This is a genomic window from Maribacter sp. UH1 (genome assembly GCF_056839145.1).
This window is the reverse complement of sequence record NZ_CM166387.1, coordinates 695,538-709,791: the sequence shown is the minus strand read 5'-3', so window position 1 is coordinate 709,791 and position 14,254 is coordinate 695,538. Positions and strand designations below refer to the sequence as shown.

At 34.0% G+C, this 14,254-nt stretch carries 10 protein-coding genes; 3 read left to right on the top strand and 7 right to left on the bottom strand.

All coding sequences use genetic code 11. The features are described from left to right. Positions 1 to 75: 75 nt before the first annotated feature. Positions 76 to 1,263: a serine hydrolase domain-containing protein gene (locus UH1x_RS03130; protein ID WP_482625039.1), complete on the bottom strand. Its 1,188-nt coding sequence runs from the start codon at positions 1,261 to 1,263 to the stop codon at positions 76 to 78. Positions 1,264 to 1,314: 51 nt separating this feature from the next. Here UH1x_RS03130 and rimO point away from each other — a divergent pair, with 51 nt between their 5' ends. Further along, positions 1,315 to 2,628 (top strand): 30S ribosomal protein S12 methylthiotransferase RimO, encoded by a 1,314-nt coding sequence (rimO, locus tag UH1x_RS03125; RefSeq protein WP_482625038.1) that lies wholly within the window; start codon positions 1,315 to 1,317, stop codon positions 2,626 to 2,628. On the opposite strand, the gene UH1x_RS03120 is transcribed toward rimO, so the two are convergent. From UH1x_RS03120 to UH1x_RS03100, 5 genes are all read right to left on the bottom strand, one after another. Further along, on the bottom strand, positions 2,621 to 3,577 hold the full coding sequence (locus tag UH1x_RS03120; protein ID WP_482625036.1) for a lipid A deacylase LpxR family protein: 957 nt from the start codon (positions 3,575 to 3,577) through the stop codon (positions 2,621 to 2,623). The genes rimO and UH1x_RS03120 overlap by 8 nt on opposite strands. Before the next feature lie 218 nt (positions 3,578 to 3,795). Next, positions 3,796 to 5,022, bottom strand: a complete 1,227-nt coding sequence (locus tag UH1x_RS03115; protein ID WP_482625034.1) for a DUF3999 family protein — start codon at positions 5,020 to 5,022, stop codon at positions 3,796 to 3,798. Further along, a complete protein-coding gene (locus UH1x_RS03110) occupies positions 5,006 to 7,375 on the bottom strand; it encodes a DUF2339 domain-containing protein (RefSeq protein ID WP_482625033.1) in 2,370 nt (789 codons plus the stop codon). Before UH1x_RS03110 ends, UH1x_RS03115 begins: the two co-directional genes overlap by 17 nt. A gap of 159 nt (positions 7,376 to 7,534) precedes the next feature. Beyond that, positions 7,535 to 7,729: a DUF4177 domain-containing protein gene (locus tag UH1x_RS03105; RefSeq protein WP_036155842.1), complete on the bottom strand. Its 195-nt coding sequence runs from the start codon at positions 7,727 to 7,729 to the stop codon at positions 7,535 to 7,537. A 7-nt stretch (positions 7,730 to 7,736) separates the two neighbouring features. Further along, positions 7,737 to 10,190, bottom strand: coding sequence for a M14 family metallopeptidase (locus UH1x_RS03100; RefSeq protein ID WP_482625031.1), 2,454 nt, complete (start codon positions 10,188 to 10,190; stop codon positions 7,737 to 7,739). Positions 10,191 to 10,363: 173 nt separating this feature from the next. On the opposite strand from UH1x_RS03100, the gene bshC reads away from it, so the two are divergent. Together bshC and UH1x_RS03090 are read left to right on the top strand one after the other, a co-directional pair. Further along, the gene (gene bshC / locus UH1x_RS03095; RefSeq protein WP_482625030.1) at positions 10,364 to 11,968 is read left to right on the top strand and encodes a bacillithiol biosynthesis cysteine-adding enzyme BshC; all 1,605 of its coding nucleotides are present in this window, start codon (positions 10,364 to 10,366) and stop codon (positions 11,966 to 11,968) included. Between the two features lie 3 nt (positions 11,969 to 11,971). Beyond that, the gene (locus UH1x_RS03090) at positions 11,972 to 13,345 is read left to right on the top strand and encodes an ArnT family glycosyltransferase (protein ID WP_482625028.1); all 1,374 of its coding nucleotides are present in this window, start codon (positions 11,972 to 11,974) and stop codon (positions 13,343 to 13,345) included. On the opposite strand, the gene UH1x_RS03085 is transcribed toward UH1x_RS03090, so the two are convergent. Next, complete coding sequence (locus tag UH1x_RS03085) at positions 13,342 to 13,887, bottom strand: pyridoxamine 5'-phosphate oxidase family protein (protein WP_482625026.1); 546 nt, start codon at positions 13,885 to 13,887, stop codon at positions 13,342 to 13,344. The genes UH1x_RS03090 and UH1x_RS03085 overlap by 4 nt on opposite strands. Positions 13,888 to 14,254: the final 367 nt, after the last annotated feature.

The following is a 14,254-nucleotide window of genomic DNA, read 5'->3' as shown; positions in this document are numbered from 1 at the left end:
TTTATACAAAAGTAAGCATACTTATTTGCTAAGTGTAGACTACGAATATAAGATGTGTTTAAATAGAAAGAAAAACTAATCGATGATAGCATTGATTAGCTCCCATATTTCATTATCGAAACTAGAAGGTCCTAAAAGTTCTTCATTACTAGCACCGCCCATACGTACGACTACCAAATCTAGGCTTGGCACCATATATAATTTTTGGTCGTTTAATCCAAGTCCGGCATACATATCGGCAGGGGCATTAGGTATTAAGCTACCTGTAAATTCTTCTACAGTACTTGGTAGTCTAAAACTACTTTTACCGTTTAACCAATACAAATATCCGTAAGAAGGATTTAAATCTTGAGAACTATTGATCATGGCGTTAAAGTAAATCTGGTCAGATAGAATGGGTGTTCCGTCCCAGTTACCTTGATTCAAATTTAAAATTCCGAAACGAGCCATACTTCGTGCAGAACTAAAGAATACATTATTGTATCCTACTTTAAAGAACAAACCTTGCATGCCAATTGGTTCTTTGATTTTTTCTGAGAAATAGGAATTAAAATCGGTTTCGGTAGCATTGGCAATGACATCATCCAATAATGTATATGGTGCATTATGATAATACCAAAATGTGCCAGGATCATTTAAGTAAGACAGACATTCTGGTTCGGTACAGAAAATATCATCCCCTGTATAATCTAGACCAGTAGTCATCGTCAATTGATTTTTTATGGTAATGTTCAGTTCTTGTTCTAAAGACATGCTTGACCAGCCCTCACCTAAATAAGTAGATGTAGCATCTGTAATTTTAAGATATTCCTCTTCTTGTGCAATACCTGTAAGCATTGCCGTTAAATTTTTTCCGGCAGAGTTCCATGCATGATTGTCATCAGACTTAAAATCGCCAAAGTATTTTTCTATTACTATTCTGCCATCCTTTAGGATAATAAAAGCATCGGTGTTATTGTTTTCTAGGAAGAAATATAGATTACTTACTTCATCTTCGTTCCAACCTAAGGTTTCCATTGATATGGTTTCCCATTCGTTGGCTCTTGAAATTGGAGGGAAATAAGTTTCTGTAGGTATAGGTGATACCTCGGGTGGTACGCCACTTTTACCAGTTTCTGATGTAGGTTCAGAATCTTTGGAGCATGAAGCTACAATTAATGATAGGGCAAATAGCCTGAAATATTGGGAGAATTTCATGGTTAATTTAAGATTTGGGTCTTGATAAACTGTAATCAAATAAAGATTACAAGTAAATTTGTCCATATCTAACGTTTTTAAGTACCCAAATCGTATTTTTGCACCCCAATTTAAATTATGAGGACAAAAACCCTTAAGAAGAACAAAATCAACGTAGTAACTCTAGGTTGTTCAAAGAATGTATATGATTCTGAAGTACTCATGGGCCAATTGAAGGCAAACGACAAAGAAGTTGTTCATGAAGAAGAAGGAAACATAGTTGTAATTAACACCTGTGGCTTTATTGCCAATGCTAAAGAACAAAGTGTTAATACCATTTTAGAATATGTTCAAAAGAAAGAAGTAGGTGCGGTAGATAAAGTTTTTGTTACTGGTTGCTTGAGTGAGCGTTACAAACCAGACTTACAAAAAGAGATTCCTAATGTTGACGAATACTTTGGTACCAGTGAGTTACCAGGTTTGTTGAAAGCACTAGGCGCAGATTATAAACATGAGTTGATTGGTGAGCGTTTGACGACGACACCTAAGAATTATGCGTATTTGAAAATTGCAGAAGGTTGTGATAGACCTTGTTCTTTCTGTGCAATTCCTTTAATGCGTGGTAAGCACAAGAGTACTCCAATTGAAGAGTTGGTAACAGAGGCTGAAAAACTTGCTGCAAAAGGTGTAAAAGAGCTTATTTTAATTGCTCAAGATTTAACCTATTACGGGTTAGATTTATATAAGAAAAGAAATCTTGCCGAGCTTTTAGAAGCTTTGGTAAAGGTAGAAGGTATAGAGTGGATACGTTTACATTACGCGTTTCCTGCAGGTTTTCCGATGGATGTATTAGATGTAATGAATAGAGAGCCAAAGGTTTGTAACTATTTAGATATTCCATTACAACACATATCTGACCGTATTCTTAAAAGTATGCGTCGTGGTACCACAGAAGCTAAAACAACCAAGTTGTTAAAGGAGTTTAGAGCTGAAGTACCGGAAATGACCATTAGAACTACTTTGATTGTTGGTTACCCTGGTGAAACTGAAGAAGATTTCGAGATTCTTAAGAACTGGGTAATTGCCATGCGTTTTGAGCGTTTAGGTTGTTTTACCTATAGCCATGAAGAAAATACTCATGCCTATACTTTGGTAGACGATGTCCCAGAAGAAGTAAAACAAGAGCGTGCCAATATTATCATGGAAATTCAATCCCAAATTTCTTGGGAATTGAACCAAAAGAAAGTAGGGGAGACGTTTCGTTGTATTATAGATCGTAAAGAAGGTAATTACTTTGTAGGAAGAACAGAATTCGATTCTCCCGATGTTGATAACGAGGTTTTAATAGATGCAGCAAAGCATTATGTGAAGCAAGGTGAGTTTGTAAATATTAAGATTACAGAAGCGGCTGACTTTGATCTTTACGGTGAGCCTGTTGTATCATCTAATTAAATAGAAATCCTGTTTTAAAACCGCCCCATTTGGCAGAATTACCAAACGTGAACTCTTTGGTAATTGATGTTCGGCTATATTCTAGATATAATTTTCTGTACTTTATAATGAGTCCGTAGTCGATTTGTGCGGTTAACCTTTCTATATTTTTTGAAGATATGGTATAAGGATTGTCATTGGTGAAAATGCCGCCTTGCAAGGTGGCATCAAAACCAACGACATGAACTGTTGGCTGTACAAAAGCATAAAATTTAAACTTTGAAGGTGTACTGTTTCTAGAGAACGGATGATCTAATAGTCCGATAGTAGAATTAAATCCCACCGATGCATTTGTAAATAAAGTTCCTAGTTGTAGCGAAGTTATTGCTTGTGTATTTACTATGTTTTTATAATTGAATATTTGTTTCTCGTAGCCAATTTTATAGTTCAACACTAAATCGTTCTGAATTTGATTGTCCCAACCACCGGGAGTTTTGTTTTCAATAAGTTTATGAATTGCTGTTTGCATTTCTCTACCAAATGCCCCCGGACCAATAAGTCCTAAACTTAACGATTGAGATAATCTTGATTTTTTAATGGTATTTGCTGCAACAGCAAAACTCTTAAGGTATATAGCAGCAGCAAAGGGTCTATCATCAATTTGTATATCTGCACTAACAAAATCACTAGGTGTATAGCCGATATGTTCTAGTGATAATCCGTAAGTGAAGTGATTACCTTTAGGCTTGATGAAAATATGGTTTACTGGATTTTTCTTTAAGTTTGGATTTGCATACTCAAAACTATAGCCTTGCGTGTAATTTTTATCTGATGCAGCGAAGAAATCATTGTCATAATTAAATCGGAAATAGCTTTCACTACCCATATCTCTGAAAGAGGCAAGATGGTCTATTTTTTGACTTAAAAGAACTGTTGGAAGTAGAAGCAGTAATAGAATGTAATATTTCATCAAACTACTTACGATGTAATTTCATGAAGGTTTTGCCTATTGATAAGTTAAATTATATTAACCACTTTTACATCAGATTATAATTTATATAGCAATGGTTTAGTTATTGATTCCCAGATCAGAGAGATTTGTTTGAACTTAGTTATGTAACTAGTTAATATTTGATTTTAAAAATTAGTTGTGTCCACTTTATATAGTAAATCATTTGATAAAAACAATTAAAGCTCCTTCTTCATCATCCCAATAGTGAAATACCCTAGCAAAGCGATTACAACACCAATAATAACCCACAACCACCATTTGTTTTCAAATAAAGGATTGGTTGTTGCAGTTTCTGGTTTAGGTATTTCTACCACGCTACCAAAATCTAGTTTTGTAATATTATCTGGTAAAGTAACCGTGGTTTTTGATATATCATAATTAGGAAAGTTGCCATTAGGTTTACCGTAAACCAGATAGTAAGTAGCCGGTTCTGTAAAACGTGTGGTTAACGTGTGTAGGTATCCTTTAAGTTTCACATCAGAAATTTTTAAAGGTTGATTATCATTGTTTAAGATGATAACACGTAGTTTTTGTGTTAATGTACCAGGTAATTGAAAGCTGTTATCTTCCATTGAAGAAAGCGTCTTTGTAGCTAAAGGTCTGTAATTGTGGTAATAACCTTTTTCAGTCTTTACGCTATCAACCAAATACTGAATAGAAATTGATCGGTAGTAATCAATTTTATCATCGACCGTAAACTCTAGTAGGTTGAGGGGTACACGGTTTTTTAAATCAATGTCTATAATCGTTTTTTTGTCTTCTTTAGAAATTTTAAAATCACTAACCTCATAATCGCGATAAGTGGCCGCCTTTTTAGCCTTTTTGGTAATATGTACAGATGTCAGATTTGGCTTTTCTTTACTCTTTATCAATACTCTATAATATCTAAAGCTAGCATCTGGAAACTTTAATGTGGTAAACGAATAGTTTGTCTGGTCATTATTAATAGATAAAATACGATAGTCTTCTAGAATAGTAAACCATTGTTTCTGATGTTGACTACCTTCAAGTGTAATTTCCCAATTAAAATTAGGGTCCCCTATGTTTAGTAGTATCTCATTAATAGTTTCCTTTTGGGGTAGCTCATAAGTATAAAAGTAACCTTTAGAATTATTAACGCTATTTATTAGATTGAAAGAAACCTCTGAATTGGAAACTTCAGCTTTAGAAACTTTATGCAGGTACGGTGCTTCAATAGTATCGGTAGCGGTAACCCCATAAACGCGAATATCGCTCATGTTGGCATTTACATCTTCAAATACTTGATTAGGTACTTCAATAGTATGCCATTGATTTTCGATACCCATCAACGCTATCTTTTTAGAATAGGAATCCATCTGTCCGAAACAAACTGAAATAGATAAAAAGGCAAGTATTGTTAAAACGCTATTGTTCAGTCTCATCTGAAATAATGTATTTGTATTTGTTGTAAAGAAATGAAATAATCAATAATAAGACACCCAGTGATACAAATACGATTGTCTTAGAAATAGTATTCAAAGATGAAATATCATAGAAGAACAACTTAATTAACGTAATAGAAAATAGTATAATAGCACCAATTCGCAAGTATTTTTTCTTTTTCCAAATACCTAATGCGATTAGAAGTAGCGCATATACGCCCCAAAGAATACTAAGACCTAGCTTATAAGATTGTTCAGATCCAGATATATCCATCCAATTTAATAATTCACTACTTGCCACCCATATAATTGTGGTATGCATTAGAATTTCAAACGGAATTTTATAATTGAATTTTAAATACTCTTGCTGTGCTAATTTATAAATGGCGAATAGAAGAAGTGTAAGAAATGCAAATGAAATATAACGTATGTATATGTTATATGCTCCTATATTGTAAAATTCTGTAAGTTGCTGTGAAAGGTAATTTTCACGAAGCTCGCTTAAGGTATAAAGTCCGATAGTAAGGAATATTATAGTTATTAAAAGCGCGGAGCCTAAGGCTACAATTCCTAATATTTTGTTTTTGATTTTTAAAATATTTACGAAACTTAAAACGCTAATGAAAAACATAGTATATAGAATCAACCAAATAGCTTCAAAATCTATGAGATTGTAGTTGTACTCAGGGTATTCGCCAGAGGTACTTGATATCTCTATTTTAGATAACTGAAAGGCATTGTTCCAATATTGTTCAATTTCAAGATAGAAGGCAAAGTAGAGGGTTCCTATAAACAAAGCAGGAATACCAAATGTCATTATCTGTTGAACTATTGAAGGTTTTTCAGTGCTGAATTTAGTTTGAATCCAATTCATGAATCCGAAGACAGCAACACAAAGTATCGAAGTCAAAAACGTAGTGTTTAATATAAGACTCCATTCGTCTGTGGTATTCATATACGAGTACCTTGCTGCCCAGTCCATTGTTAAGCTTAAGAATGCTAGAGCAACCAAAATATAGGAAAGGTATTCATAGAATTTGACTTTTTTGGTGCGCCCGATCCAAAATAAAAGTGCGGCTTCAAAAGCCCAAAATAATGTTACCCAATTGCCATCTAATTGAACAGGTACCGCTATGGTAATAAACGTAAGTACAAACCCAGAGGTTAAGAAGAATAGCTTTCGATCGGCTAATTTTCTTTTGAAGATAATTACCGTTATCACAAAATGAATAAGTGCATTCAATAGGGTGAATAAACCTAAATAAAATTCTCCACCTTCATAATCATAGAGCCAGGCAATACCAAAGCCGTAAAATATGAACGAATTCAGCATGATCAGAATAATATCAGCAACTTGGAATTTTTCGGATTTTATTAATTTAAACGCTAAAAACGTAGCGTAGAACAATGTGAAGAATAGCACTAAAAAGCCAAAGCCAATATAGAAATCTACATCATTGCTTGAGAATATATACCAAGATCCATAAATAAGCCAGGTGAATGCAAAGGCTACGTAATAAAGTGCTTTCCAATATTTTTTAAACGAAATAACTAAGAGACCGATATTAATTAGGGCGATATAACTAAATAGTGCAGTAACATTGCCAGAATCATTGCTTAAAAGAAAAGGTACGGCGTAAGCCCCTACTAGACCAATATGAGCAATAATCTGCTTGTTGTAACTCAGTGCGGCTACAACCCCAAAAATGGTAAATAATAACATAATACCAAACGCTACCATCTGTGGGAATAGTCCATAAAGGTCGTAAGCGATATAGGTTAAGAAATAAAGGATAGCCAAAGCACCACTTACAAGAACAGCACTGTAGCTTACGTACTTTGCTTTTAACTTAAATCCGAATCCTAATAAGCCTATGCCTACTAAATACCCAAGTATAATTCTGGTTAGCGGACTAATTAAGTTATTTTCAATAGAATATTTTGCACCAATACCAACACCGATTACGGTAATAAGTATCCCAATTTTATTGATAAGGTTTTCCCCAATAAATTTCTCAAGATTAGATTTACCTTTTGGAAGTTTTATTTTCTTTTCAGGAATTCTCTTAGGTTCTTCTTGTATAGAAGCAATTTCTATTGGAGCTTGAACAGGAGCGGGAGTTTCAATTTCTACTACTTTATCAGTTATTTCAGCCTCTTTTTCAATACTTACCGCTTCAGGTTTAGTTGTTTGTTCGGTAGGCTCTTCGTTGAATTTTATTGCCTGGGTATTTCTAAGAATTTGAATATCCCTACGAATTTCATTTACCTCAATATTAAAGTCTTGCTGCTTTTTTAAAAGCAGTTCTAACTTTTGCATTAATGCATTTATTTGATCTTGATTGTTTGGCATTGGTGGTGGTTTTTGCACTAACAGGTTAGTGTCTCCTATTATAAACGCAAAAGATGCGAATTTGTTGGGAAAAGTACCATGTAGCAATAAAATAAAATATCCCTAAAACGATTTTAGCTGTTTCAGGGATATCTAAACTAGACGTTTATTTGTGTTATTTTACTTTTCAAAATACAGATAAACATACATATCCATACTATATTCTGTAGTATTGGTCGATACTAAACGCCATCCATTTTTAGCATACTCGTCTAGTTTTTCTTGAATTGCTATATTTGATGACTTCGCTAAATGATGTCTATCAAAAGTTAATTTAGAACGAAAAAGGAGGGTTTCAACTTTATATTCTTTCATATTGTTTTTATTTAACCATAAATAACGCATTGGCGAAAAATAGTTTTCCATTTTCCCAAAAACCTCTAAATAAAGGGTTGTCTACCATGTATATTACTTGTCCGCGACCCATATCTTCTGTCCCAAAGATCAAGGTTTCGGCAATCTTCTTCTTTGCTTCACTACCTGCAAATCCAGATACGGGTTCATTGGCACCTTCACTTAAATAAACAGCACTTCCGTTTTCTAAGTAATTATAAGCACGAGATCCTAGTTTAAGCGTGAAATAAGTGTCGTCATACCCATAAGCCAACGGATTTGTATTATCAACCGTTGCTTTAAAAATAGCGCCAGTAATTGCTGATTTGATCTGTTCTCTTTCAGAAACCTCAAAAGATTCAATAGTAGTAGAAGTATCTTTTGGCATTTCTTTTTCAGATAGTTCAAAATCTTTATCAGAAGCAGTAATACCATCAATTGCGCCACCCATGGCAATTAATTTTCCGCCACGTTTAACCCAGTCCATGATTTTCTCTTTATTATATGTGCTTAAGAAACTGTTGTAGCCACGTCCGTCAGGTAATATTAAAATATCATATTTCGCAAGGTCAACACGACTAAAATAAGCCTCGTCCAATACAGAAATAGGGTAATCTAGTTGTTGTTCAAAAAAGTTCCAGATTTCTCCAAAACGTAGGGTAGAGGTAGGCTCTCCAGATAGTACGGCAATTTTTAAATCTTGTAATACATCAACATAACCAGAACCAAAATCTTTACCGATTTCTACAAAACCTGTGTTGGTAGAAGTTAAATTTTTAGAGTGGTTGGTAGATGCAGTTCTAAGAATTTCGTTGAAATTCTTTAGATGCTTGTTATCTCCTTTTGTGATGATCAATGTACCACGATCATGAGAAATACCATCTAATGTAAATGGTTTGTGGGCATAACGCACACGTACCTTGTTGCGTAATAATTCAGCCAAGAACCTAGCGTCTTTCATACTGTTCCAGTCCGCCAAATAAGCGTACTTGTCTGCCTTGAAACTATTGACTTCAGATTTATTTAGTGAGGAAGCTGAACCGTTTAAATTGCTTTCACTTGCAATAGCATCTAATCCGTAAGCATAAGGTAAAGACCATGCGGTAATATCATAGGTGACAGAATCACTTAATTTCGCCATTGGCTCAAATAGTACTTTAACCAAGGTGCTTTTTGGCTGATTTGAAGAAATTACTAAACTCTTGTCAGTACTTTTTAATGAACCAGATTTGCCTGTAGCATAGTTGTAGCCTTTGACTGTAGCGTTTGAACCTGCTTGGTATTCAATTTTATGCTTGCTTAATAAATCTGCTAGAGCTTCAATTTTATCTGGATTACCGTTCAATACATAACTTTTGTATTTGAAGTTTTTGTTAAGATAGAATTTCTTGAATTCATCATTTAATTTGGAAATGTTTTTAGATGCTACTTCTACGGTAGATAAACCTGTAGTTAGATGATGCGCTATTCTATCTTTTAAAGAAAGGGTGTCTCCAATACTTGTTGTAATGGCTAAGCCAGCACGACCGCTACCACCTTGTTCATAAGTCATGCCAATACCACCATTGTAGGTTGGGTAGGTATCACCATAACTTGGGTAAAGTAAATCGAACACCTCTTTTGTAAAATAGAACCATCCGTTTTCGTCAAAATATTTAGCGTGGTTTCTACCTATGGTTTCTTGAAACTCTCTTTGGAAATCCGTAATTACTTCATGAAAAGGCTCTGCTGCTGGGGCAAAAAAATATGGGTTGTCAACTCCTTGCTCATGAAAATCTACGTGTACATGAGGCAACCATTTATTAAACTGCTTTAAACGTTGCTGACTTTCTACTTGTGTTAACCAAGCCCAATCTCTATTAAGATCGAACATATAATGGTTACTGCGACCACTCCACCAATTCTCATGATGCTCCTTGCTATTAGGATCTACCTGGTTGGGTGAATTTTTAAATTGGTTGTACCAATTTACATAACGATCTCTACCATCTGGATTAATACACGGATCGATCAATACTACTATATTATCTAGGTAACTGCTCTTAGTAGTGAAAAGGTCATATATAGTCTGCATTGACGCTTCTGTACTTACGCTTTCATTACCATGAACATTATAGCTAAGCCAAACAATTGCTTTATCTGGTGATCCTTCGCCATTAATACCTTTCATGTGCTCTTCCTTAATTTTATCAAGGTTTTGCATATTTTCCTTGGTAGAAATAGTAGCCAATAATAAAGGTCTTCTTTCATTAGTTTTACCGTATTCCATAAGGTTCATGCGCTGAGGTTCCGCTTCGGCTAAATATTGGTAGTAATCAACAACCTCATGATGTCTGGTAAATTGAGTTCCTAGTTCATAACCTAAAAATTCTGATGGGGATTTTAATTGGGATAAACCAAGAAAGGGAATTAAAAATAATGTGTAGCGTAGAATTAGTTTCATATAGCGTTGTTTGTATTCAGAGTCAGCCAAATCTATTAAAATAAATGCAAAATAATCTCCATTTGCAGCGTATTTTGACGAGAATTCGAGTATTTAATACTAACGGTAATTAACTTATATTTAGGAAATGTAAGACGAAAGGGTTTTATATTTACCAAGTATTTACTTTTTATATGGATATTGATTGTTTGCCCTTAGCAAAAACGGGTTATTTTTCGAAATTAATTTGCGATTACACTGCAGCGGATACTAAGCTTAAACCATTATATAATCGGTTTCCCGATATTGAAGGTTTTAAAGAGCAGATAGAAGAAAAAGGTGAGCATTTTACCCAAGCCCAAAGAGATGTGTTGCATTCTTCAATGCAAAATCAATATAAAAATACGGATACTTCTAAGGGTACGGCTGCTAATATAGCGTTGTTAAAAGAAAAGAATACGTTTACTATTGTTACCGGTCATCAGTTAAATCTCTTTACGGGTCCGTTGTATTTTTTATACAAGATCATCTCTACTATCAACTTGACCAAGCAATTAAAAAAGGAATTTCCAAATAGTAATTTTGTACCTGTCTATTGGATGGCTACGGAAGATCATGATTTTGATGAAATCAATTATTTTAATTTCAAAGGATTAAAATTTCAGTGGAATAAAGAAGCATCTGGGGCAGTAGGGCATTTACCTACGGATGGGCTAGAGGAGGTTTTTTCATTGTATTCAAGAACCATTGGTGATAGTAAGAATGCCAAGGTGCTGAAAGAGCTATTTGAAAACGCCTATCTAAAGCATGATAATTTAACGGATGCAACCCGGTTTCTGGCAAATGAAATTTTTAAGGATTACGACCTAGTCATTGTTGATGGTGATGATATAGATTTGAAAAGGACATTAGTGCCTTACATGAAGAAAGATATTTTTGAACAAACTGCGTTCAAGAAAGTATCTGAAAGTATAACTGAGATTGAAAATATATCATCGGATTATTCTGTACAGGTTAATCCGCGTGAAATTAATTATTTCTATTTAGTAGAGGGTGTTCGCGAAAGAATTATAGAAAGTAAGGGCAACTACCTAGTAAATGAAACGAATATATCATTTACAAAAGAGGAATTGGTTGCAGAGATGAATGCTCATCCAGAGCGTTTTTCTCCCAATGTAATAGCTAGACCTTTATACCAAGAAGTAATTTTGCCTAATCTATGTTATATAGGTGGTGGCGGTGAGATTGCCTATTGGTTTGAATTAAAAGCGGCATTTGAGGCTATGGATGTTCCTTTTCCAATTTTGCTGGTTAGAAATTCCGCGCTGATCATTACTGAGAAACAAGCCGAAAAGTTAGAGAAAATGAATATCTCTAAATCTGATATCTTTTTAAAGCAAAACAGTCTTATCAACAAAAAGATTAGAGAAATTTCAAATATCGATATCGATTTTTCGCCACAGAAGAAATTACTGGAAGAACAGTTTGAAGATATGTACGTACTTGCCGAAAAGACCGACAAATCTTTTCTAGGAGCTGTGAAAGCACAAGAAGTAAAGCAGAAAAAAGGACTGGATGCTTTAGAAAAACGCTTGTTGCAAGCGCAAAAAAGAAAGTTAAAAGATCACGTAGTTCGTATGACAGAATTGCAAAATGAAATATTCCCAAACCAGTCACTTCAAGAACGGCAATCTAATTTTTCTGAGTTTTATTTGGCTTATGGCGAAGACTTAGTGCCTATGTTATTTGAAGCTTTAAATCCGCTAGATTTAAGTTTCACGGTTATTACCCAAAAATAAGCGATGGGCAAGAACGCATCTCTAAATAAGATAACCGTCCTTGCTTTTTTATCATTTTCAGCTATAACCTTAATTACATTTTTTAAAAGTGCCTTAGAATTAGAAGACGCTGAACAGGCATATTACTCGCAATGGTTTCGTTGGGGGTATGATGATCAACCACCACTTTATACATGGTTGCAGTATGGCTTCAATACCATATTTGGTGTTAGTAAAATTTCATTCTCTATACTAAGGGGATTATTATTTGCTGGTATAATACTGCTATTGTATCAATTTTCAATACTTAGAATACCTGATAAGTATACATCAAAACTTCCTGTATTAGCATTGGTCTTCATACCAGTATTCATAGATTTTACTTTTAGAAGGCTTTCACATACCAGTCTATTATGTTTAAGCTTAGTTGCGTCTTACTATTGCATACAGTTATTGATGCAACGAAAATCCATATTAAATTATCTATTACTAGGTTTTGTTGTGGGTGTAGGATTCATGTCTAAATACAACTATGCATTTTTTCTGGTAGCGTTTGCTTTGGTTTCTTTATGGGACTCAAAATTGCGGGCTATAGTTTTCAATCCCAAAATACTGATAACTATGCTGCTTTCTTGCCTGTTAGTTGCTCCACATGTATATTGGCTATTGGGTCCTGACGGATTTCAAACTTTTTTGGCTTCTAGTATTGAAGAGAAAATAGGAATAGAAGATGTTGAATCGGGGTTTTCGTTGATACCGATTCTAATTTATGTAAAAGGATTATTTGCTTTGTCATTCCCTTTGTTATTGGTAATAGGTATCGGTTACTTCTCTAAGTTGGTCACTTTTAATAAGCAAGATTTAAACTGGTTTTCTAAAATGTTCTTGGCGCAGTTAGTTGTGGTTGGCTTGTTCTTTCTTGTTTTTCAAAGTCAGAAAGTAGAAACAAGATGGCTATTACCCCTTTTTATTCCTTTTGTAGTTTTATTATTAGAGTCAGTTAGTTTTAAAAATGAAAAGAAGTTTGTTACTGTTGGATTTTGGTTTTTTTTAGCTGTAATTTTTATCCAAACAATTAGAACGCCAATAGAGAAAGTGCTGAACATACCTTCGTCTGTTCATTTTGGTTTTGATCCTATTGCCAATAAGTTGAGCGAGAATTATGATCATTATCAATGGGTGCTTCCTAATGTAACCTATGCAGGTAATGTACGATTACTGGATCCTGAACGAACAATATTTTCGGCAGATGACTATTCGTTACCCCTTATAGAATTGAAACATGAAAGAGAAGTTGAAATAACGATTGATAGATCTGTAATGAAACAGACCGCACCAGTAGATAGTTTAATTGTTTTTGGAAAGGATATGGAAAATCTTTATTTCTATATCAATTAAGGAACAAGAAATTCCCCGTTCCAAGAACTATCTACATTTTTGAATAACGCTCTAATATGATTAGGACGTTTAAGCTTTAGGTATTCGATGTTTGTGGGTGTAATATCAATGATGCTGAAATAATTCTTCTCTTCAATATATTCAACATTATCTGGGTTTTTAATAAGGCTTCCAGGTGTAGTTTGGGTAATGTAGTCTTTTCTACTATTAGGCTGTATAGTTTGCCAAGTAGTTTTTAATCTCTCTGTATTGGTTACTATTTGTGCGGTACCTTCAACTTTTAACTGTAGCATTTTTTCAGGATGATAAAGTAGAAAGCTAACCTGATTGTTTTGGGTAATATGTTTCATTTTTTGCGTACGGCTATCGGTATATATTGTTATTCGCAAATCTTCGGTAATCTCACGTAACACTACAGTACGCAAACGAGCGATAGTTTCATTGCCAACTGTTGCCATGGTAATGAATCTGAACGGATGCCCTTTTTCATTTACTCCGTTTTGTAATTCAGTACTTAATTCTTCAAAAAATGAATGGATCATACAGTTAATTTATCTAAAGGTAAAAATAAATGAATTCTATAATAGGGTAGATGACTAGTTAGTTGTTAAATAAGTAATGATCTTGAAAAAAAATTAATTAAGGTCAATTTTTGAGCTTTAGCTTGAATTTGGTTTTTGATGTATTAGAAAGCTCAGTGTTATTCCTGAGTTTTTTTTTGAATGAATGTAAGGTAAATAGAAAAGTATCGACTTAAAGTTTGAATACAGATTGTTATGAAAAAGTTTTTTGAGTATTCGGTTTGATAATTGGTTGAATGAAAAGCCCGGGTGATTACCGGGCTTTTATATTTAAAGAATTAATATTATTTAAATTATTCTTTCCCAGATCACTATGTAATATTGATCA